The organism is Streptomyces sp. NPDC048484 (assembly GCF_040651415.1).
GTDB lineage: Bacteria > Actinomycetota > Actinomycetes > Streptomycetales > Streptomycetaceae > Streptomyces.
In genome coordinates this window covers 1-20,855 of the sequence record NZ_JBEZJY010000047.1, presented here as the reverse complement: position 1 = coordinate 20,855, position 20,855 = coordinate 1, and the positions used below count along the sequence as shown (strand labels likewise).

The following is a 20,855-nucleotide window of genomic DNA, read 5'->3' as shown; positions in this document are numbered from 1 at the left end:
CTCAGCACGTACGCGCGGAGGCTGCTCCTGCCGTGCGAACCGACCGCCGGACGTGCCGCAGGGTGAAAACAGACCAGTAGTGGTGACCGGCGCCCACGCGCCGCCCGGGGCTCACGCCTAGCGTGGAGGCATGCCGATGCAACCCTGGTTTCCTGGTGCCAAGCTGGGCATCTTCATCCACTACGGCGTCTACGCGGTGGGCGGCGCCGCCGAGTCCTGGTCCTTCTACACGGGCGAGATGACGCACGAGCAGTACATGAAGCAGCTCGACGGCTTCACCGCGTCGCGCTACGACCCCGACGCCTGGGTCGAGCTGTTCGCCCGCGTCGGCGCGCGGTACGCGGTCCTCACCACCCGGCACCACGACGGCGTCGCCCTGTGGGACACCGACCACCGCAATCTCGACGTGCTCCGGGACACTCCGGCGGGCCGTGACCTCGTCACCGGGTTCGTGGAGGCGCTGCGCGCCCGGGATCTCAAGGTCGGCCTCTACTACTCGCACTCCGACTGGAACCACCCGGACTACGCGACCGAGCGGCACCCCGGACCGTACACCGTGCCCCTCAACGCGTACTCGCAGGCCGATTCCGGCAAGGAGGACCCGGAGGCCTGGGCTCGCTATCTCGCGTATCGCGACGGGCAGGTCGGCGAGCTCGTCGAGCGTTTCCGGCCCGACATCCTCTGGTTCGACGGCGAGTGGGAACGCACGGACGAGCAGTGGCGGATGAGTGACCTGGCCGACCTGATCCTCTCGGGCAACCCGGACACCATCCTCAACGGCCGGATGCTCGGTCACGGCGACTACGCCACACCGGAACAGGGTGCCCCGCTCCAGGCCCCGGACGGACCGTGGGAGCTGTGTCTCACGATCAACGACTCGTGGAGCCACCGGCCGCAGGACCGCGACTTCAAGTCGGTGCGACAGCTGGTGCGGTACTTCACCGAGACGATCGGTATGGGCGGCAACCTGCTGCTGGCCGCCGGCCCACGGGAGGACGGGACGATCCCCGAGGAGCAGATCGAACGCATGGAAGGCCTGGGCGCGTGGATCGCCCGGCACTCCGACGCGGTGTACGACACGGTCGCCGGGCTGCCCGCCGGGCACCACTACGGCCCAAGCACCCTGTCCGCCGACCGGCGCACGCTCTTCCTGGTGTGCTTCGACGCCCCGCGCGACGCCGTCTCGGTACGGGGGCTGCGCAACCGCGTCCGGCGCGTCACGGTGCTCGGCACGGGGACCGAACTCGGGCACCACGTCACCGGCGGCCTCGACGCGGTGCCCGGGGTGACCTGGATCGACGCCCCCTCGACGGCCGACCTGGACGAGCAGGCGACCGTCCTGGCCGTGGAGCTGGAAGGAGAGCTGGACCTCTACACGGGGGCCGGTCGCCTCTGACACTGACACTGACGATGCCGATCACTCCAGCGGCCAGCGCCTGCCAGAACGAGATACCGAAGCCGAGTGCGAACGACCCGTAGCTCATCCCGAGGATGGAGCCGTTCGCGCCGAACCAGGGCCGGAACAGCGTGCGGGGTGTGCCCTTGCGCTCGGCGTCACCGATCACGTCGAGGCCGTGCGTCTCCACCTGGAACTGGCGACCGCTGGGAGAGTCCGTCATCGTCGACCCGTCCGTCCGGGGCCGTGTCCGTGGGCGGCTCCGCCGCGTGGGCGCGACCAGCCACAACGCGCCCGCGGATGAACCGCGGGCGCGTAGCGGAGCGCTGAGCCTGAGGGGCTAAGCCTGAGAGGCTGAGGCTCAGGCGATCGTGGCCAGCGCCGCGTTGAGCGTCGCGGACGGCCGCATGACGGCCGCCGCCTTGGCCGGATCGGGCCGGTAGTACCCACCGATCTCGGCAGGCGAACCCTGCACCGCGTTCAGCTCGGCGACAATCGCCTCCTCCTGCGAGGTCAGCGTCTCGGCGAACGGGGCGATCACCTTGGCGAGCTCGGCGTCGTCGGTCTGCCTGGCCAGTTCCTGCGCCCAGTAGAGCGCGAGGTAGAAGTGGCTGCCGCGGTTGTCGATGCCGCCGAGGCGACGGCTCGGCGACTTGTCGTTCTCGAGGAACGTGGCCGTCGCCCGGTCGAGGGTGTCGGCGAGGACCTGGGCGCGCGCGTTGTTCGTGGTCTGCGCGAGGTGCTCGAAGCTGGACGCCAGCGCGAGGAACTCGCCCAGGCTGTCCCAGCGCAGGTAGTTCTCCTTGACCAGCTGCTGCACGTGCTTCGGCGCGGAGCCGCCGGCGCCCGTCTCGAAGAGGCCGCCGCCGTTCATCAGCGGGACGACCGAGAGCATCTTGGCGCTGGTGCCCAGCTCCAGGATCGGGAACAGGTCGGTCAGGTAGTCGCGCAGGACGTTGCCGGTGACCGAGATCGTGTTCTCGCCCCGGCGGATGCGCTCCACGGAGAGCTTGGTCGCCTCGACGGGCGACAGGATGCGGATGTCCAGGCCCTCGGTGTCGTGCTCCGGCAGGTACGCCTTGACCTTCTCGATGAGCTGCGCGTCGTGGGCGCGGCTCTCGTCCAGCCAGAACACGGTCGGGTCGCCGGTGGCGCGGGCGCGGGTGACGGCCAGCTTGACCCAGTCCCTGATCGGGTCGTCCTTGGTCTGGCAGGCGCGGAAGATGTCGCCGGCGGAGACCGTCTGCTGGAGCACGACGTTCCCGGCCTGGTCGACGAGGCGGACCGTGCCGGTGGTCGGGATCTCGAAGGTCTTGTCGTGGCTGCCGTACTCCTCGGCCTTCTGCGCCATCAGGCCGACGTTCGGGACCGTGCCCATCGTCGACGGGTCGAAGGCGCCGTTGGCGCGGCAGTCGTCGAGGACGACCTGGTAGACACCGGAGTAGCTGCTGTCCGGGAGAACCGCGAGGGTGTCGGCCTCCTGGCCGTCCGGGGCCCACATGTGGCCGGAGGTGCGGATCATCGCCGGCATGGAGGCGTCGACGATGACATCGGACGGGACGTGCAGGTTGCTGATGCCCTTGTCGGAGTCGACCATGGCCAGCTCCGGGCCCTCGGCGAGCTCGGCGTCGAAGGACGCCTTGATCTCGGCACCCTCGGGCAGGGATTCGAGGCCCTTGTAGATACCGCCGAGACCGTCGTTCGGAGTCAGACCCGCGGTGGCGAGCGCCTTGCCGTACCGCGCGAACGTCTTCGGGAAGAAGGCACGTACCACGTGGCCGAAGATGATCGGGTCGGAGACCTTCATCATCGTGGCCTTGAGGTGCACGGAGAACAGCACACCGTCGGCCTTGGCCTTGGCGATCTGCGCCGTGAGGAACTCGCGCAGCGCGGCGACGTGCAGGACGGAGGCGTCGACGACCTCGCCCGCCAGGACGGGTACGGACTCACGCAGGACGGCGGTGGAACCGTCGTCGCCGGTCAGCTCGATGCGCAGGGAGCCGGCCTCGGAGATCACCGCGGACTTCTCGGTGGAACGGAAGTCGTCGACGCCCATGGTCGCGACGTTCGTCTTGGAGTCGGAGGTCCAGGCACCCATGCGGTGCGGGTGGGCCTTGGCGTAGTTCTTGACCGACGCGGGAGCGCGGCGGTCGGAGTTGCCCTCGCGCAGCACCGGGTTCACGGCGCTGCCCTTGACCTTGTCGTAGCGGGAGCGGATGTCGCGCTCCTCGTCGGTCTTCGGGTCGTCCGGGTAGTTCGGCAGCGCGTAGCCCTGCGACTGCAGCTCGGTGACCGCGGCCTTCAGCTGCGGGATCGAGGCCGAGACGTTCGGCAGCTTGATGATGTTGGCCTCGGGCGTCTTGGCCAGCTCGCCCAGCTCAGCGAGGGCGTCGGGGATGCGCTGCCCCTCCTCCAGGAACTCGGGGAAGAGGGCGATGATCCGCCCCGCCAGCGAGATGTCACGGGTTTCCACAGTGACACCGGCCTGCGACGCGTACGCCTGGACAACCGGCAAGAACGAATACGTCGCCAGGGCCGGGGCCTCGTCAGTGTGCGTATAGATGATGGTCGAGTCAGTCACTGGGTGCTCCGCTCCACGTCTGCAAAGTCTGCAACATTGCTCGACATCAAGATATCTCTTGATGGGGCCCGGCCGGACAGGAGGCCGCGCAACTTCGCCATGACCCGGCCGGAACCCGGCCTCGGCGGGCCTCACCGTCCGTTAGACGTCCGGGTGTCAGGCACCGCACCGTCGTGGTGCCTGACCCCTCTACGGTGAAGCGAGCGGTCTGCCGGCCGTGCGCCCAGCTCTCATGTGGTCATGGGGCGGCGACGGCCTCAGTGGCTTCCGGCTCGTCCACGGTGGCGGGGGCCTCGTTCGTGGGGCCGCGAAAGGCTATGTAGAGGAACAGGGTGCCCATGACGGCGACGCCCGCCCACATGGCCTGCTGCCAGCCGTCGACGAAGGACTGCCGGGCGGCGTGGACCAGATCCTGCGCGTGCGGGCCGGTGCCGCCCGCCACCCCGACGGCGTTGGCGATGCCCTCCCGGGCGGTGTCCGCGGCCCCCTGAGGGACGCCGTGCAGGCGGTCGTCGATAGCGCTGCGGTACCCGGCGGACAGGAGCGCGCCGAGCAGGGCGACGCCGAGGGCGGTGCCGAACTCACGGGTGACGTCGTTCAGGGCGGAGGCGACGCCTTGCTTCTCGCGGGGCAGGGAGCCGGTGATGGCTTCGGTGGAGGGTGTCATCGACAGGCCCATGCCGATGCCCATGGCGAGCATGCCGGGCAGGATCGTCAGGTAGCCGCCGTCGGCGGAGACGAACAGGGCCATGAGAGCCAGCCCGGTGCCGGCCAGCGCGATACCCACGGCCATGGTCGCGCGGGAGCCGAAACGTGCGGCGAGCTTGGGGGCCAGGCCGGAGGCCATCATCATCATGACGGCCATGGGCATCAGCGCCAGGGTGGACAGCAGGCCCGACCAGCCGAGCACGGCCTGGAAGAACGGGAAGAGGACCACAGCGATGCCCGCCTGGACACCGAAGACCACAAGCAGCGTGATGGAACCGCCCGCGAGACCCCGCTCGCGGAAGAGCCGTACGTCAAGGAGTGCGGCATCCCGGCGGCGCAGTTCCCAGGCCACGAAGCCGACGGCAGCGATCAGGCCGACGGCGAAGCTGATCAGAGTCGCGGGAGCTGTCCAGCCGCGTTCGGGGCCTTCCTGCAGGACAAAGATGAGGCCGATCACGGCGACCGTGGAGACCAGCGCGCCGACGGTGTCGAAGCGATGGGCCGGCTTCTCACGGGAGTTGGGGACCGACTTCGACGTCATGCCCAGGGCGACGACGGTCAGCACGACGGGCAGCACGAACAGCCAGCGCCAGTCCGCGACGTCGACGAGGAGCGCGGAGAGGAACATGCCCAGGATGCCGCCGCCTCCCGCGACACCGGTCCACACCCCGATCGCCTTGGCGCGCTGTTCCTCGGGGAAGGTGGAGGTGATGACGGCCAGGGTGATCGGCATGATCATCGCGGCGCCGACACCGCCGGCCACGCGCGCGGCCAGCATGACCTCCACAGTCGGGGCCAGGCCTGCCAAAACGTTCGCGACGCCGAAGACACCCAGTCCGGCGATCAGCATGGGCTTACGGCCCAGGCGGTCACCGATCGCCCCGAGCGGCAGCAGGAGCGCGGCCAGGACGAGGGTGTAGATGTTGATGATCCACAGGATCGTGCTCTGCGAGGCGTCGAACTCGACTGCCAGGTGGGTCTGTGCGACGTTCAGCCCCGACACCGACGCGACAACGGCCATCAGTGCGATGGAGACGGCGATCAGGATCGTGCGCAGTTGACGCGGGTCAAGCACACCATCCGCGTCAGGTACACCACCCCCGTCGGCTTCAGCGGTCTGTTCGGCCTGGTTCGTACTCATGGGTTCCTCTCAAGAAGGCATGCCGGGTAAGCGCCGGATCAGGGTCCGGTCGCGGAGCGATGGGGGCCGACCGTCGCGCGGTTCGCTTTCGGGGGCGGGGTGCCTTCCATGACGGTGAAACCGTTACGAAGCCGTCGTCACGGCCACCGCAATGCCCTCCTGGCTTCGCCCTGTACGTGACCCCAAGAGCTCCGGACCAGCTGCACACGACGCTAACCCCGCCTTGCGAAAGGGGCATACAATGTTGCCCATGACGCAAGAAGATGGAGAACTGGACAGCCTCGTACGCAAACGCATCCGCGCTCTGCGGGTGGCCCAGGGCTGGTCCCTGGAGGAACTGGCCACCCGCGCCCGCCTCAGCCAGTCCTCACTGAGCCGCATCGAGAACGGCCGGCGCCGCCTCGCGCTGGATCAGCTGGTCACTCTCGCCCGCGCCCTGGACACCACGCTGGATCAGCTCGTGGAAACCGCGGCTGACGACGTGATCACCAGCCCGATGATCGACAGCACCCACGGCTCGATGCGCTGGCCCGTGAAGGGTGACCCCGGCATGAGTGTGGTGCGCCAGCGCCTGACCAAACCACCACCCGAGAACCCGGCGCGCATGCGTGCCCACCCGGGACGCGAATGGCTCGTCGTCCTGTCCGGCTCCGCGATCCTCATGCTCGGCCACCGCCGCTTCCGCGTCGAAACCAACCAGGCCGCCGAGTTCCCCACGATGATGCCGCACGCGATCGGCGCGGAGGGCGGCCCGTGCGAGATCCTGGGCATCTTCGACCGCGACGCACGCCGCGGTCACCAGCGCGAGGGCGGCGACAGCGACGCTCAGGGCACCCGTGAATAACTACGCGGGCCGCGCGACGGCGACATCTTGCGCGTCGGGCAGCACATCCGGCCGACTCCTTGCGTAAACAGGAAGGCATCGTGCCGCAGACGCATAACCGTCCTACTGTGAAGGCATGAACCAAGCACACCCGCACGCCCCCCACCACGGCGCTCAGCACGGCCGCCACCAGGAGCACGAGGCCGACGGTCAGGCGGAGATCCTCGACCTGGACGCCGAGGTCGTCGCCGAGCACACAGCCTCCATCACCACATGGCTGCCTCTGCGGACCGGCCCGCGTCAGATCGTGGATCTGGGCTGTGGCACGGGCGCGGGCACCTTCGCCCTCCTCGACCGCTTCCCCGACGCGAACGTCACCGCCGTCGACACATCCGCCGGACACCTCCAGCACCTGCGCGCGAAGGCCTGCGCCCGTGGCCTGGAAGAGCGCGTGCGCACCGTACGGGCCGACCTCGACGACACCGTCTGGCCCGACCTCGGCTCACCGGACCTGGTGTGGGCGTCGGCCTCGCTGCACCACTTGGCCCACCCCGATCGCGCACTGCGCACCGTCCACGAAGCGCTCGCGCCCGGCGGCCTGTTCGCCGTCGTCGAGCTGGCCGGCTTCCCTCGCTTCCTGCCCGAGAGCGCCCCCGAGGACCGGCCCGGCCTGGAAGAGCGCTGCCATGCCGTGACCGACCGCCTCCAGGCCGAGCACATGCCCCACCGCGGCGCCGACTGGGGCCCGATGCTCACCGCCGCCGGCTTCACGGTCGAGGGCGAACGCACCATCGCCGTGAACATCGAAGGCTCCCGCAGCGAAGCGATCGGCCGCTACGCCCTCGGCGGCCTGCAGCGCATCCGCGGCGCCGCCGCCACCGGGCTCTCCCCCGAGGACCTCACCGCGCTCGACCAGTTCCTCGACACCGGCAGCCCGCACAGCATCCTGCGCCGCGACGACCTGGCGGTGCGCACCGAGCGCACTGTCTGGGCCGCCCGCCGCGCCTGATCCCGAGCACCACCGGCTGCCCGCAGGGCCGTCACTTCAGGAAGGCATGCGGGGGCTGTGCCGAGTGAGGGCATGGCACCGCCCCCGCCGACACACACAGCCTCACACCATGATTGGCTGACCACCGCCGGTCACCGCGGCCGGCGCCCGAAAGGACACCGCAGCCATGAGCCACGCATACGCCTACGAGTACAAGGTCGTCACCTTCAGGGAGTCGCTCATCGGTGACGCGCTCGACAGCGACAAGCTGGAGAAGACCCTCAACAAGCATGCCGCAGACGGCTGGGCCCTCAAGACGATCACCTCCGCCGACGTCAAGGGCCGCGTAGGGCCCGGTGCCGTCGAAGGCCTCCTCCTCACCTTCGAACGCCCCCGCGCATAACACCGGCGACACCACTCCGGCCGTGAGTTCTCCGACGTGTCGCCCCAGCGGTTCACAAAGTGCCTCGGCTCTGCCTCGTCCGTCATGGCGCCAAGATACGGAGATCGCCATGGGCCGGCGCGCTCATTACTCAGGCGAGGGAACCAGCGGCACCCATCGCCATGCTCGAAGGTTTGAGCGGGGAAGTTGACGCCGCTGATGGGGAATTACCTGACGCTCCACAGCCCCAAAGCGGCGGACGGATGCGGGCCGTGGGGGTCAGCCTTCCGCTCAAGCAGGAGGTACGGCACGATCTACTCCCCCGGCTTAGGACTGGGATCAGAATGAGGTGCTCCCGCTCGGGAATGAGGGGATGTCAGTTCTCGTTGCCGGTCCGAGGGGTGGCTGCGGCCGAAACGCATGGTGGGGGGGCTATGGCGCAGGCAGCTTGCTGGGGGGTTCCCAGCCGTGTGTGAGGATGTCGAAGATTGCCTCGACGGCGGCTCGGCGGTCCTGTCGACCGCGAGCGAGGGCCGGGATGTCGAGTACGAATCGAGCAAGAGCCACGCATGCGAGGTTGTTGTGGTCCACGCCGATCTCGTCGGCGATGGCTTCGCTGAGGCTGTCGGTGTACCTGGTCCACATGCGTTCGGCGTACGCGCGCAGCACTGGCGTGGAGTTCACCAGGTGGGTGAACTCGGCCGCCTGGGGATGGGCCTCGATCGAGGGCCAGGTGTCGAGGACGTGCTGTCGGAGAGCGTTGAGGATGCTCTGACCGGTGGGTCGCTCCCGCACCGCGGCGATCAGTTCTGACTCCCGGTCCTGGTCCTGGTCGAATACCAGCGCTTCCTTGCCGCTGAAGTGCTTGAAGACCGTAGCGGTCGATACGTCGGCGGCGTCGGCGATGTCACGGATGCCTACTTGGTCGTAGCCACGCTCCAGAAAGAGCTGCAGTGCGGCGTCGGCGATTGCCTGCCGGGTGGCCGCCTTCTTGCGGTCGCGGCGGCTGACGGGGTGCACGGTCATGGCTAGAGCGTATCCGATAGTCGAATCAATCGCTAAGTAGAGTCGTTGCGCTTTTTTGCTCGTTCTGATTTTATGAGGCTGTGGGCACCTGAGCGGCACATCCTTGCCGGCATGGTCATCGTCTGCACCGCGCCGCCCGTCGCCGTCCTGTCCGTTAAGGGGACGCTCGAGGCACGTCCATGACCGAAACCGACGCCGGAGTGCCCCGCCCCGCTCTGTTCGCCCGACGACTCCTCTTCGCCGACTCGAAGGAACAACCATGAACTCCCCAGAGCCCGCCAATGCCAGCATCAGCATCATCGGCGCCGGACCCGGCGGACTGACCTGCGCCCGCATCCTCCAGCAGCGCGGCATTGCGGTCACCGTCTACGACCGCGACCCGGGCCCCGACGCCCGCAACCAGGGCGGCACCCTCGACCTGCACGCCGACAACGGCCAGGTCGCCCTGCGCGAAGCCGGCCTGCTCGACGACTTCTTCGCCCTCGCGCGTCCCGAAGGGCAGGAAATGCGCCTGATGGACCCGACCGGCACGATCACGTCCCATCAAGTCCCGGCGCCCGACGAACTCTTCAAGCCGGAAATCGATCGCGGCCAGCTGCGCAACCTGCTGCTCGACTCCGTGCAGTCGGGAACCGTACGCTGGGGCCGCGCCCTCGACACGATCAGCGGACCCGCCGACGGGCCGCGACAATTGCACTTCGCCGACGGCACGAGCATCGAGACCGATCTGGTCATCGGCGCCGACGGCGCCTTCTCCCGGGTACGCCCGGCCGTGTCTCCCGCCGTCCCTGAGTACACCGGGGTCAGCTTCCTGGAAGCATGGTTCTCCGACGTCGACAGCCGACACCCCGAGATTGCCGAGTTGGTCGGTTCGGGCGGCGCCCACGCGGCCGACGGCGAGCGCGGCCTGTTCGCCCAGCGCAACAGCGGAAACCACATCCGCGTCTACATCATCCAACGAGTCCCGGTCGACTGGATCAGCACCCACGGGCTGACCGCCGAGGACACCGACGGCATCCGCGCCGTGCTACGCGACGAGTACGCCCACTGGTCGCCCCGCGTGCGCCAGATGATCACCGAAAACGACGGCTCCTACATCGACCGCCCGATCCTCGCCCTTCCGGTCCCGCACACCTGGGAACACAATGCGACGGTGACCCTGCTCGGCGACGCAGCCCACCTCATGCCCCCGCTCGGCGTCGGCGTCAACCTCGCCATGCTCGATGCCAGCGAACTCGCCCTCGCCCTCGCCGACTCCGCCACCATCGACGACGCCATCCGCACCTACGAAAAGACCATGCTCCCCCGCTCCACCGAGACAGCCAAGGCCCTCGAACACGGCGCCGAACACCTGCTATCCACCGATATACCCGACTTCGGCGGCGACAACGACGCCCCGCCCCATGAATAGGATCAGAACGAGGTCTTCAGTCGGCGCCAGCAGATGACGGCGCAGCCCAAGGTGACGAAGGCTTGGTGGATGTCGTCGCGGATCTCCCAGCGAATGCGCAGGCGCCGGAACCAGTGCAGCAGCGCGATCGCACCCTCCACGACCCAGCGGTAGACCCCGAGACCAGAGCCGTGTTCGGTGCCGCGTCGGGCAATGACTGGGGTGATCTCGAGCCTGCGGACCCGGTCACGGTAGACGTCGTGGTCGTAGACGCGGTGGGCGTAGACGCGTTTCGGGCGGCGCAGCGGTTGGCCGCTCCTGCCACGGATCGGCGGAACGGCCTGGATCAGCGGGATCAGTTCGGTGACGTCATTGCGGTTTCCACCGGTCAGGGTCACCGCCAGAGGGAGGCCGTGCGCCTCGACAATCACGTGGTGCTTGCTGCCAGTCTTGCCTCGGTCTACCGGGGAGCGTCCGGTGCCCGGGCCGCCCTTCATCGCGCGCACGTGCGAAGAGTCGACAGCGGTGCGGGAGAAGTCCAGCATCCCGGCCGCCCGCAGTTCGGCGAGCAGCAGCTCGTGCAGGCGTTGCCAGACCCCGGCCTCGTTCCAGTCCCGCAGCCGTCGCCAGCAGGTCATCCCCGAGCCGAAGCCGAGCTCTTGCGGTAGATGCCGCCACGGGATGCCGGTGTACAACACGAACAAGATCCCGCACAGCACCCGGCGTTCATCGATCCGTCGACGCCCCGGATACCGGAAACGCCGCTCGACCACCGGCAGCAGCGGTTCGATTCGCTCCCACAGCCCGTCCTCGACCAGCCACGGCTTGCTCCCACCACGCGTCTCGGCCGCCCCCTCTCTGGCGGCTAACAACGCCAACTGACATCCCGTCATTCCCGAGCGGCGATCACCTCATTCTGATCCCAGTCCTTAGGGTCCGTAAAGAATCAACACGTTGCTTCACGGTCTCCCTGTCGTTGGTGTGGTATGCGCATACCGAGCGAGGTGCATGGCCAACTTGCCCTGAGATTCGGGGTGTTGTTCCCTCATCTCAATGAGCGGCAGCAGCGACTGGCGCTGGCGGCCGAGGCCCGGCTGCTGGGGCACGGCGGGGTCCGGGCCGTCGCGCGTGCCGCAGGGGTGAGCGAGACGACGGTACGCAAGGGCGTCTTCGAGTTGGAGGGCGGTGAGGGTCCACTGCCCGATGGCCGGGTCCGCCGGTGCGGCGGCGGTCGCAAGAGTGCCGAGGAGCTTGACCCGCTGCTCGTTCCGGCGTTGCTGGCGCTGGTCGAGCCGGATGAGCGGGGCGATCCGATGTCGCCGCTGCGCTGGACGACCAAGTCGCTGCGGTCTCTGGCCGGGGAGCTGACGCGGCAGGGCCATGGCGCGTCAGCTCCGACCGTGGGCAGGCTGTTGCGGGACAACGGTTTCAGTCTGCAGGCCAACGCCAAGACCCTTGAGGGCGCTCAACACCCCGACCGGGACGTGCAGTTCCGGTACATCAACGACCAGGTCAAGGACTATCAGGCGGATGGTCAGCCCGTGGTCAGTGTGGATACGAAGAAGAAGGAAGTCGTCGGGGAGTTCAAGAATGCGGGACGTCAATGGCGGCCGGCCGGCGAGCCGGTGCGGGTCGACGTCCATGACTTCCCCGGTGACGCACTGGGCAAGGCGCTGCCCTACGGCATCTACGACCTGGCGGAGGACACTGGCTGGGTGAACGTCGGTACAGATCACGACACCGCGGCCTTCGCGGTCGAATCGATCCGCCGCTGGTGGAACGGGCGAGGACGCCTCGACTACCCACAGGCCAGACGGCTACTGATCACCGCGGACGCCGGCGGCTCCAACGGCTACCGCACCCGCGCCTTCAAGACCGGACTCGCCGCGCTGGCCGCCGAGACCGGCCTGACCGTCACGGTCTGCCACATGCCGCCGGGCACATCGAAGTGGAACAAGGTGGAGCACCGGCTGTTCTCCGCGATCACGATGAACTGGCGCGGCAGGCCCCTGAACAGCCATGAGGTCGTCGTGCAGTCCATCGCCGCGACCACCACCCGCACCGGTCTCACCGTCCACGCGGAACTCGACACTGGCGCCTATCCCACCGGTGTGAAGGTTAGCGATGCCGAGCTGAACGCAGTGCCGGTCACCGGACATGCCTTCCACGGCGAATGGAACTACACCGTCCACCCCCACCCCGTCGGCCCGGCAGGCCCCACCGGGCCAACGTCCGAGCCGGCGGCGGTCTTCGACCGCCATGCTCTGTCGCACCCCGCACTGACCGGCATGACCCGCACCGCACTGACCGAGCTCACCGAAACCCTGACCGCCGACTGGCAGACGCTGCAGAAACAGGACGCCACCACACGACGCGACGGTGGTGAACGACGCCGGGCCCCGGGCGGCGGCCGCAAAGCCAAGCTCGACCTGGCCGACCGGGTCCTGGTCACCGTGCTGCAACAGAACCTCGCCCTGCCGCCCACCGTGCTGGCCCACCTCTTCGCCATCAGCAAGGACACCATCCGCCACACCACCAGCGAGATCCGGCGCCTGATGGACCAACACGCACACACACCCCAGCCACCAGCAGCACACCTCAACACCCTGGCAGGACTCCTCGTCCACGCCACCGCACACGGCGCGACCCTCACGACAGAGACCAAACCAACGTGTTGATTCTTTACGGACCCTTAGTGGTCGCCGCTGGAAGTTCTTCGGGGGTTGACGTGACTGTAGGTTATGTGGCCCGGGGTGCTCAGGCGTGCAGACTGCTGAAGGGGCCGCGATCACTATGGTTTTAGTGGGGTAGCCCCAGCTCACCTGCACGCTGCCCGGCCTGGAAGCGGGAGTCGGCCTCGAGTTTGGCCATCAGATCGGCCACACGCCGCCGGTAGGTGCGCAGTGAGATGCCGAGCCGTTTTGCCGCCGATTCGTCGGTGAGGCCCGAACTGAGGGCTTTGAGGATCATGCGGCCGTCGGCATCGAGGTGCGGGACGTCGCTGCGCAGATAGGTTTCGAGATCGACAGCGGTGTCCCAGATCGCCCGGAACAGCGAGTGAACTCCGTCGACCAGGATCTGCGACGTCGTCACGGTGTACTCGCGGCCGGTGGGTGTCTCCTGGCCGGCAAGGATCATCACCCGCCGGTCGATGAGGATGGTCTCGTGCGGCAGCGGCGAATGGCTGATCCGAACGAGAGCGCCCTTGCTCCGCACCAGCCGCAGGTGTGCGCGGGCCTCCTCGTCGGCGAGTGCCGCCGGGCTGAGCAGCTTGCGAGGGGTGAAGTCAGCGGGATCCGCAGCGCGCATCCGATTGCGGACCGCAACCCTGGCCCCCTGTCGCGACCAGGTTTTGAGATCCCGGGCGGCGCACAGGAACTCGGTCCGCACGGACTCGAAGAGATGACCTGCGCGCGCCGTCAGCTCTGCGTCTCCTCGCACTGAAAACACCTCTTCGTTCCGCATCCCGCCAGTCTGACAGCAAGCTGCCACGAGCTCGCTGGGCGTCGTGGCGGCGGACACCATGAGCGTCATGACGATCAAGACTTTCTCCCTCGGCGGAGAGCTGACGATCAACCGGCTCGGCTTCGGCGCGATGCGCCTGGCGATGGGCACCTTCGCCGGTCCGGCGCGAGATCCCGAGACGGGCATGGCGGTGCTCCGCAGGGCCGTGGAGCTGGGCGTGAACCACATCGACACGGCTGGCTTCTACGGCAGGGACGCGGTGTGGGCCAACGAGCTGGTCCGTACGGCATTGACCCCTTACCGTGACGACCTGGTGATCGCGACGAAGGTGGGGCCGTTGCCCGGACCGAACGGTGTGCCGAGCGGGCAGGCGACGGCTGACCAACTGCGTGGTCTGGTCGAGGCGGATCTGCGCTCTCTGGGTCTCGACCGGCTCGACCTGGTCTATCTGCGGGTCGGCGGGATGACCGGACCGGGTGACGAGTCGATCGCCGAACGGTTCGCGGTCCTGGCCGAGCTCCGCGCGGAGGGAGTGATCCGAAACCTGGGTATCAGTAACGTCGATGCCGCCCAGCTGGCGGAGGCCCGGCGGATCGCGCCGGTCGCGGCGGTGCAAAACCGGCATACAGGCGACACGGGGTTGTTGCCCGAGTGTGAGGAAGCGGGCATCGCGTATGTGCCGTACTTTCCGCTCGGCGGCGGCGTCGGCAGCGGCCCGCTCGACGTCGAACGGCTCGGCAAGGTCGCGGCACGCCTGGGCGCGACCACCGCGCAGGTCGCGATCGCCTCGCTGTTGGCGAAGTCGCCGTCGGTGCTGGCGATTCCGGGCACCGGTTCTCTCAATCATCTGGAGGAGAACCTCGCGGCGATTGATCTCAGTCTCAGTGATGAGGACTTGTCTGACCTGCGAGGCTAACTGGTCAGCTCCGGAAGTCAGCTTGACTGCCATGCCCATTGCCGCCGCCCGCCCGATAGCCCCGACCGCCACCGAGCGGCACCGGTTGAGGAAGGCAGCCTGGAGACAAAGGACCGAGCACCGGCTGCGGGTGCGCGAGCAGATCGTGTTGCACGCGGCCCGCGGGCTGCCGAACGTGCGGGTCGCCGGGCGGGGCACCGGGCGGGCCGGTCACCGGTGGGTGTGCGCCGGCTTGGACCGCGTCCCGCTCGCGGCGGGCGCGCAGGTCGAGATGATCCTGCACCTCAGAAACCGTCTCCCGGGCGATCCGTAGCCGCTCCAGAGTCTCCCGAGCCTCTTCCAACCGGCCGGTCACTTCGGCCAGTTGGTCCTCAAGGCCGTCCACCCGCTCCCGGGCCGCGGCCTCCCGGACCTCCAGTTCCTCGAACAATGAGCCCATCGGTGTTCACCTCTTCCACCGTCACGGTAGAGACGACAGCTGAGAGCTTCCACCCGCGCCTGCCGCGTCAGCGCGCGGAACAGTCCTTGGCGGCCAACTCGCGGTGCGGGTAGGGCCCGTCCGGCATGACACCGTTCAGCCAGTCGCTGAGCCACTCGGCCAGCGACTGCCCAAGCGGGGCCAGGGCATGCTCCATGCAGCAGAGGTTGGGGTCCCAGTCCCACATCCGACCGTCGGCCGTCCTGAAGTCGATCAGAGCCCACATCGCGCAGCCCCGGTCCATGATCGGAGCGACCCCCGGCGGAAGAGGGCTCTCGGGATCGGCGAAGTCCCGGTACGCCTCCGCGATATCCGCGCAATCGCTGAACCAGTCACCGGTATCCGTCAAAGACACCACACCCCACGCCCCGAACCCACCATTGGCCACTTCGAGATACAGCCGTCGCAGGAGTGGGGGCATCGGGTGCCCCACCATCTGTTCCACCGCCCGTACATCGTCCTCGGCGGCAGGCTCCGGCAACTCCCGGCCGGCCACCTGCTCGCGCACAGCCAAGATGAGATCGTCATCAGTCACAAGCAGATCCTCGACCACACCAGACCGCTTGTCGATGGACAAAGCCCCTGCTCAGCACGCCTTCCCTCAAAAGGAACTGCACCCGCGGGCGATGGTGCCCCCGCTTGCCAACGGGGGCACAGTTGCCTAGGGCTGCATCGACCACGACGGCGGGCAGTGGCAGTGATGCGGTCACCGAGAGGACAGGACCGAACCGAGTGGTGGGGTATGCCAAGGCCGGGATGCCCCTCCCGGAAGACCTATGGTGTTCCGCGCATCCATGCCGAACTGCGGCGTCTGGGAGGGCGGGTGAACCGAAAAAGCGTTGCCCGCGTGATGCGCGAGCGCGACATCCGGGGCGTCACCCGGCGCAAGCACCGCTCGCTGACCCGGGGGGAACTTCAGGGTACGGGTGGTGAACGTGTTGGTCGTGCGGCGCAAAGTTGCGGACGCTGCGTGCCCAGGGGCCTGCCGATCAATAACTCCTCAATCTTGGTGGGGGCTACGGGAGGGTGGGGTCGTGCCCGGCGATCGCGGCGAGTTGTTGTGCCGTGGTCACGGTGAGGGCGCCGACCGGGACCGTGTACCCGAGCGCGGTGAGCACGGGGGTGGCCTCCTGGAGGGTCGCGCCGATCCGGCTCTTGGCCAGGCCGGTTGCCTCGGCGAGTGGCGTCTGGGCCATGGACCAGCGCTTCGTGAGGAGGAAGACGACAAGCTGGTCGGAGACGGAGAGCCGTCTGCTGCCGGCGCCGGGGCCGCCGTCGGGTCGTTTGCCGGGCAGGAAGATCGGCGGGTGCCCGGCACACCAGGCTTGGTAACGGGTGGCGAGATCGTCAAAGGCGGCGGGCTCGAGTCCGGTGAGGCTGGGGTGCCGCAGCCAGGCGGGGAGCTTGTCCCCGGTGGGGAAGCGCCCGAACCCGGCGCTGGGCGGGGGTGGTTCGGGAGCGAGTGGTTCGGGGCGCAACGTGTAGTTCCACGTGCCGTGCCACTCGTGCGGCGTCAGGGGCAGGCGTTCCATGACGGTGTCGGGGACGGTGACACCGGTGGGGTAGGCGCCGGGGTCGAGCTCGGCGTGGACGGACAGCCCGCTGCGTGTCGTGGTCGCTCCGATGGTACTGACGACGACTTCGTGGCTGGTCAGGGGCCTGCCGCGCCAGTTGATGCTGATCTGTGAGAACAGCCGGTGCTCTATCTTGTTCCACTTCGATGTTCCCGGTGGAAAGTGACATACCGTCACGTCAAGGCCCGACTCGTAGGCGAAATCGGCGAGTTCCTTCTTCCAGGCACGCACCCGGTAGCCGTTGGAGCCTCCTGCGTCGGCGGTGACCAGCAGGCGGGAGGCGTGCGGGTAGCGGCGGCGCCCCTCACCGTTCCACCAGCGGCGCAAAGTGGCCACCGCGAAGGCAGAGGTATCCCCGTCGCAGCCCACCGACACCCAGCCCGCATCCGCGCCGACGTCGTAGATCCCGTACGGCACCGCCTTCTGCGCGCCCTTCTCGGGGAAGTCGTGCGCGCGGACCTGCACCGGCTGCCCGGCGCGATGCCACTCGCGTCCGACGACCGCGTAGTTGCCCAGCGTCTCCTTCTTCTTGGCATCCACGCTGATGACCGGCTGCGCGTCGGCGAGGTATGTCGTGACCTGCTCGTTGATGTAGCGGAACTGGGCGTCCCGGTCCGGATGCCGGGCCCCCTCGGTGGTCCTCGAGGTGCCCTGCAGGGAGAAGCCCTCCGCCTTCAACAGCGTGGCCACCGTGTCCGAAGCGACCCGGTGCCCCTGGCGCGTCAGCTCGGCCGCCAGATTCCGGGTGGACTTCACCGTCCACAGCAGCGGAGATTCCGGGTCACCCCGCTGGTCCGGCTCGACCAGTGCCAGCAATGCGGGCACCAGCCCCGAATCCACCTCCCGCAAGGACTTCCGGCCGGCGCCCGGCGCCCGAACCCGGCCGGCGGGCTCCTCCGTGTGCTCCAGCTCCCGCTTCCCGCGCGACACCGTGGACTCCGCCACTCCGGCCGCCTGAGCCGCCATGCGGATCCCGCCGTGGCCCAGAACTCGGGCCGCGGCGCCCAGCGTCAGGCGCTGCTGGCGCTCATCGAGATGCGGCAACAACAGCCCCAACGCATCCACCAGCTCTGCCTTCGTCCCCTCCGACACCCCCGCATCCTACGACCCAACAGCCCACGAAAACCGAAGAGTTATTGATCGGCAGGCCCCAGGGTCATTGCATGATCGAGATCTGTCCGGGTTGATCACTTGAGGCCGAGAGCCGACAGTGGTCGGAGGTAGTCGTGGCTGGTGTGGCGGAGGGCGGCGGCGATGTTGGTGTGGCCGTCCTGGCGGAAGACGCTGATGGCGAGGTTGCGCAGGCTGGCCATGGTGCGGGGCAGGGTGCCGGTGCGGACCTTGGAGTCGTCCTCGCGGAAGGTCCGGTCCCGGACGTGGTGCAGGAGGTTGTACGAGTCGGCCAGGGGCGCGTTTCCGTCGTTTCTGGCGGGCGTTTCCCCTGGCCGCTCGTCCGAACCCGGCGTGCCAGTTTCCCGGCACCGGGCTCTCCACGAGTCCCTCAGGCGATGGTGTGGACTGGTCGCGCGGACCACGGGGTGGGGATGGTGTTGCCCCGGTAGCGGTATCGCCGGATGGGTACCTTTGCGGGGTTGAACAGTTCGACACCGTCGGCGGTGAAGCCCCACCGGTTGTGGGGACTGCCGTAGGTGCGGGTGATCCATCTCCACTGCCGGCGCCGGTGGCGCCGACGGAGCCACTTCCACACACGGTGCCACAGGTAGTGTTCCAGCTCACTGAAAGTGATCTTGGACGCGCCGTGGCGGAAGTAGGTGGTCCAGCCCCGGAGTCTCTGCCCCAGCAGGGTGAAGACTGTGCCGGGGTCCATGTTCATCGTCTGTCGTCCGGTCAGTTCCTTGACCCGGGACCTGACCGACATGACGGCCTTGTCGCTGGGATAGGTGTAGACCATGCGACGGTTCGAGCCTCGCTGGGTGTGGCGCTGGATGTGCCAGCCCAGGAAGTCGAATCCCTCGTCGATATGGACGGTTCGGGTCTTGTCCTCGGCCAGACGCAGCCCGATGGCGGCGGCAGCGCCTGCGACTTCGTCGCGGAGTGCTTCAGCGTGCTCCCGGGTGCCGAACACCATCACTGCGAGGTCGTCGGCGTACCGGACCAGCCGGTAAGTCGCTCCCCCTTCGCGGCGGTGGCGGCGCCGGTGCCATTCCTTGGAAAGGCTTCGTCGCTTCGCGTCGAAGTGCTCGTCGATCACGCTCAGAGCAATGTTCGCGAGCAACGGGGACAGGATCCCGCCTTGCGGCGTGCCCGACACGGTCTCGCGCATGGTGCCCTCCCCGGTCAGGATCCCTGCATGCAGGAAGGACTTGACCAGCCGTAGGACTCGCCTGTCGCCGATACGCTGACGCACCCGGTCCATGAGAGCCGTGTGGTCGATCTCGTCGAAGCAGGCGGCGATGTCGGTCTCGAACACCCACACATAGCCCGAGCGGGCGTGGTGGATGATGTCCTCGATCGCGTCCTGCGCTCGTCTGCCGGGCCTGAACCCATAACTGGACGAGCTGAATCCGGGCTCGAAGATCGGTTCGAGCACCAGTTTCAGGCTGGCCTGCACCACGCGGTCTCGCGCGGTCGGGATACCCAGGCGGCGCATCTTCCCGTTGGATTTCGGGATCATGCGTTCGGCCACGGGCAGGGGGGACGAACGCCCGCGCCTTCAAGTCCGCGCGGATCTGGTCGAGGAACCCGAGCACACCGCGCTCGGACGCCTCGATCCCCGGAGCGGTCCAGCCGTCGATCCCGGCTGTCCGCGCTCCCTTGTTCGTCCTGACCCGGCGCCATGCTTCAAGCAGGAACGCCGGGTCCGTCACAAGGTTGAACAGATCGTCGAACACACGGCCAGGGTCGGCCACTGCCCGATCGTGCAACTTGGACTGAATCCGCAGTACCCGCGAGGCTGCCGCATACGCGGCGGCCTCGGGAACGCCGGGGTTCCCCGGCGTATCTCCTGCCATTTCCTCTCCTCATCTACGTGACTCGCTGCGGTCCTTCCCCATGTGGACGGCGTTACCGCCCTCGGAGTACTACGACCGCTCCGCCCCACACAGGGCCCGACAGCGGACAGCGCGCCTGCCCCCCGTCCCCTGGCTGGGGAGCGGGGAGGGCAGACCCTGCATGGTTCCCATGTTCACTTTGTTCCGGTTCTCACGGGAGGGACCCGGCTATACCCCGGCGGTCTTCGTCACGCCCGCAGACACACGTGACGACCTGTCCGCCGCGGCCGGTTGCCGCAACGGACGGGAGCCTGCTTGTCGAAACAGCCCGGCTCGCACCGCACTCCCGCCCCATATCCACCAGGTTTGAGAGCGGTTCTGGCTAACGAGGCGTCAAGCACCGGTTCCTTTCGTATCCCTTCGTGAATCGCTGGCCGGACCCGCACGGTCTGGTAGTACCCGCACGTTCCGACGGTGTCAGGGCCGCTTGCCACCGCCATACCCACGCTTCCTACGGCATGACGGCTGCCCTCTGCTTCACCCGGCTGCTGCGACAGCCAGGTGCCGGGGGTCTCTCACCCCCGTCCGGAAACAAAGCGCCTCATGGCGCACCTCGATGCCCCAGTGGCCCCTGATCCAGGCGGCGAGCTCGGCCGGGGTGGCGTCGAAGACATCCAGGCTGGTGATCAGGTAGACGCGCTCGATCGTCAGCTTCCCGGTGGTGAGGTCGCGGCGCCGTCGCACGACTTGGATCGCCTGGCGGGCGCCGGGGTAGTCGATGTGGCGGAACGCGGCGACCTTGGGACGGCGGATCTCATCGCGGTGGTGAGCCCGGTCGCGGGTGTGGTGGTCCAGCGGGATCTCGGCCCAGGGCAGCTTCCTGACCTGCACATACAGGCCGGGGTGGTTCTTCTTGATGACGGCCAGGTAGTGGGCTCCGCGCTCGATGAGGAAGGCGCCGTGGCTGTGCTGGGTGTGCAGGGCGTCACCGGTCAGCACGGTGCTCTCCAGATCAATCGTGTCCAACAGAGGCTGG

18 protein-coding genes and 2 pseudogenes are annotated in these 20,855 nt (G+C 68.2%); 9 read left to right on the top strand and 11 right to left on the bottom strand.

Annotated elements, in window-relative coordinates; all coding sequences use genetic code 11:
- The first annotated feature begins 130 nt into the window (after nt 1–130).
- The gene (locus AB0D14_RS35700) at nt 131–1,396 is read left to right on the top strand and encodes an alpha-L-fucosidase (RefSeq protein WP_362787263.1); all 1,266 of its coding nucleotides are present in this window, start codon (nt 131–133) and stop codon (nt 1,394–1,396) included.
- Nucleotides 1,397–1,406: 10 nt separating this feature from the next.
- Here the strand turns inward: AB0D14_RS35700 and AB0D14_RS35695 are convergent.
- From AB0D14_RS35695 to AB0D14_RS35685, 3 genes and pseudogenes are all read right to left on the bottom strand, one after another.
- A pseudogene (locus AB0D14_RS35695) lies at nt 1,407–1,619 on the bottom strand (allantoin permease); the annotation flags it as partial.
- A 138-nt stretch (nt 1,620–1,757) separates the two neighbouring features.
- Nucleotides 1,758–3,977, bottom strand: coding sequence for an NADP-dependent isocitrate dehydrogenase (locus tag AB0D14_RS35690; protein WP_362787262.1), 2,220 nt, complete (start codon nt 3,975–3,977; stop codon nt 1,758–1,760).
- A 238-nt stretch (nt 3,978–4,215) separates the two neighbouring features.
- Entirely contained in the window at nt 4,216–5,826 is a 1,611-nt protein-coding gene (locus tag AB0D14_RS35685; RefSeq protein WP_362787261.1) for an MFS transporter, read from the bottom strand.
- 250 nt (nt 5,827–6,076) lie between these two features.
- On the opposite strand from AB0D14_RS35685, the gene AB0D14_RS35680 reads away from it, so the two are divergent.
- From AB0D14_RS35680 to AB0D14_RS35670, 3 genes are all read left to right on the top strand, one after another.
- Nucleotides 6,077–6,670 carry an XRE family transcriptional regulator gene (locus tag AB0D14_RS35680; protein WP_362787260.1) on the top strand — a complete coding sequence of 198 codons (594 nt, stop codon included), beginning with the start codon at nt 6,077–6,079 and terminating at the stop codon, nt 6,668–6,670.
- A gap of 115 nt (nt 6,671–6,785) precedes the next feature.
- Nucleotides 6,786–7,658 (top strand): class I SAM-dependent methyltransferase, encoded by an 873-nt coding sequence (locus AB0D14_RS35675; RefSeq protein ID WP_362787259.1) that lies wholly within the window; start codon nt 6,786–6,788, stop codon nt 7,656–7,658.
- Between the two features lie 166 nt (nt 7,659–7,824).
- Nucleotides 7,825–8,040 (top strand): DUF4177 domain-containing protein, encoded by a 216-nt coding sequence (locus AB0D14_RS35670; protein ID WP_362787258.1) that lies wholly within the window; start codon nt 7,825–7,827, stop codon nt 8,038–8,040.
- Between the two features lie 411 nt (nt 8,041–8,451).
- Here AB0D14_RS35670 and AB0D14_RS35665 read toward each other — a convergent pair whose 3' ends face one another.
- On the bottom strand, nt 8,452–9,045 hold the full coding sequence (locus AB0D14_RS35665; RefSeq protein ID WP_362787257.1) for a TetR/AcrR family transcriptional regulator: 594 nt from the start codon (nt 9,043–9,045) through the stop codon (nt 8,452–8,454).
- Between the two features lie 259 nt (nt 9,046–9,304).
- Between AB0D14_RS35665 and AB0D14_RS35660 the strand changes: the two genes are divergently transcribed.
- A complete protein-coding gene (locus AB0D14_RS35660) occupies nt 9,305–10,456 on the top strand; it encodes an NAD(P)/FAD-dependent oxidoreductase (RefSeq protein WP_362787256.1) in 1,152 nt (383 codons plus the stop codon).
- 2 nt (nt 10,457–10,458) lie between these two features.
- On the opposite strand, the gene AB0D14_RS35655 is transcribed toward AB0D14_RS35660, so the two are convergent.
- Nucleotides 10,459–11,328, bottom strand: a complete 870-nt coding sequence (locus tag AB0D14_RS35655) for an IS5 family transposase (protein WP_362787255.1) — start codon at nt 11,326–11,328, stop codon at nt 10,459–10,461.
- 93 nt (nt 11,329–11,421) lie between these two features.
- On the opposite strand from AB0D14_RS35655, the gene AB0D14_RS35650 reads away from it, so the two are divergent.
- Nucleotides 11,422–13,113: an ISAzo13 family transposase gene (locus tag AB0D14_RS35650; protein WP_362787254.1), complete on the top strand. Its 1,692-nt coding sequence runs from the start codon at nt 11,422–11,424 to the stop codon at nt 13,111–13,113.
- Between the two features lie 121 nt (nt 13,114–13,234).
- Here the strand turns inward: AB0D14_RS35650 and AB0D14_RS35645 are convergent, their stop codons facing one another.
- Nucleotides 13,235–13,900, bottom strand: coding sequence for a DNA-binding response regulator (locus AB0D14_RS35645; protein WP_362787304.1), 666 nt, complete (start codon nt 13,898–13,900; stop codon nt 13,235–13,237).
- A gap of 67 nt (nt 13,901–13,967) precedes the next feature.
- On the opposite strand from AB0D14_RS35645, the gene AB0D14_RS35640 reads away from it, so the two are divergent.
- On the top strand, nt 13,968–14,816 hold the full coding sequence (locus tag AB0D14_RS35640; RefSeq protein ID WP_362787303.1) for an oxidoreductase: 849 nt from the start codon (nt 13,968–13,970) through the stop codon (nt 14,814–14,816).
- A 31-nt stretch (nt 14,817–14,847) separates the two neighbouring features.
- On the top strand, nt 14,848–15,129 hold the full coding sequence (locus tag AB0D14_RS35635; RefSeq protein ID WP_362787253.1) for a hypothetical protein: 282 nt from the start codon (nt 14,848–14,850) through the stop codon (nt 15,127–15,129).
- 193 nt (nt 15,130–15,322) lie between these two features.
- Here the strand turns inward: AB0D14_RS35635 and AB0D14_RS35630 are convergent, their stop codons facing one another.
- Nucleotides 15,323–15,829 (bottom strand): SMI1/KNR4 family protein, encoded by a 507-nt coding sequence (locus AB0D14_RS35630; RefSeq protein WP_362787252.1) that lies wholly within the window; start codon nt 15,827–15,829, stop codon nt 15,323–15,325.
- Between the two features lie 228 nt (nt 15,830–16,057).
- Here AB0D14_RS35630 and AB0D14_RS35625 point away from each other — a divergent pair.
- A pseudogene (locus AB0D14_RS35625) lies at nt 16,058–16,372 on the top strand (IS3 family transposase); the annotation flags it as partial.
- Here the strand turns inward: AB0D14_RS35625 and AB0D14_RS35620 are convergent.
- From AB0D14_RS35620 to AB0D14_RS35605, 4 genes are all read right to left on the bottom strand, one after another.
- Nucleotides 16,311–17,933, bottom strand: coding sequence for an ISAzo13 family transposase (locus tag AB0D14_RS35620; RefSeq protein WP_362787302.1), 1,623 nt, complete (start codon nt 17,931–17,933; stop codon nt 16,311–16,313). The pseudogene AB0D14_RS35625 and the gene AB0D14_RS35620 overlap by 62 nt on opposite strands.
- 122 nt (nt 17,934–18,055) lie before the next feature.
- Nucleotides 18,056–18,403 carry a hypothetical protein gene (locus AB0D14_RS35615; RefSeq protein ID WP_362787251.1) on the bottom strand — a complete coding sequence of 116 codons (348 nt, stop codon included), beginning with the start codon at nt 18,401–18,403 and terminating at the stop codon, nt 18,056–18,058.
- Nucleotides 18,370–19,515, bottom strand: a complete 1,146-nt coding sequence (gene ltrA, locus AB0D14_RS35610) for a group II intron reverse transcriptase/maturase (RefSeq protein WP_362787250.1) — start codon at nt 19,513–19,515, stop codon at nt 18,370–18,372. Before ltrA ends, AB0D14_RS35615 begins: the two co-directional genes overlap by 34 nt.
- An 841-nt stretch (nt 19,516–20,356) precedes the next feature.
- A partial coding sequence (locus tag AB0D14_RS35605) for a transposase (protein WP_362787249.1) occupies nt 20,357–20,855 on the bottom strand: 499 nt, incomplete at its 5' end.

Coding starts and splice junctions, on each gene's coding strand:
- AB0D14_RS35665 (WP_362787257.1), bottom strand. CDS start 9,045: ATGACCGTGCACCCCGTCAGCCGCCGCGACCGCAAGAAGGCGGCCACC.
- AB0D14_RS35670 (WP_362787258.1), top strand. CDS start 7,825: ATGAGCCACGCATACGCCTACGAGTACAAGGTCGTCACCTTCAGGGAG.
- AB0D14_RS35680 (WP_362787260.1), top strand. CDS start 6,077: ATGACGCAAGAAGATGGAGAACTGGACAGCCTCGTACGCAAACGCATC.
- AB0D14_RS35675 (WP_362787259.1), top strand. CDS start 6,786: ATGAACCAAGCACACCCGCACGCCCCCCACCACGGCGCTCAGCACGGC.
- AB0D14_RS35650 (WP_362787254.1), top strand. CDS start 11,422: ATGCGCATACCGAGCGAGGTGCATGGCCAACTTGCCCTGAGATTCGGG.
- AB0D14_RS35640 (WP_362787303.1), top strand. CDS start 13,968: ATGACGATCAAGACTTTCTCCCTCGGCGGAGAGCTGACGATCAACCGG.
- AB0D14_RS35685 (WP_362787261.1), bottom strand. CDS start 5,826: ATGAGTACGAACCAGGCCGAACAGACCGCTGAAGCCGACGGGGGTGGT.
- AB0D14_RS35655 (WP_362787255.1), bottom strand. CDS start 11,328: ATGACGGGATGTCAGTTGGCGTTGTTAGCCGCCAGAGAGGGGGCGGCC.
- AB0D14_RS35645 (WP_362787304.1), bottom strand. CDS start 13,900: ATGCGGAACGAAGAGGTGTTTTCAGTGCGAGGAGACGCAGAGCTGACG.
- AB0D14_RS35660 (WP_362787256.1), top strand. CDS start 9,305: ATGAACTCCCCAGAGCCCGCCAATGCCAGCATCAGCATCATCGGCGCC.
- AB0D14_RS35635 (WP_362787253.1), top strand. CDS start 14,848: ATGCCCATTGCCGCCGCCCGCCCGATAGCCCCGACCGCCACCGAGCGG.
- AB0D14_RS35700 (WP_362787263.1), top strand. CDS start 131: ATGCCGATGCAACCCTGGTTTCCTGGTGCCAAGCTGGGCATCTTCATC.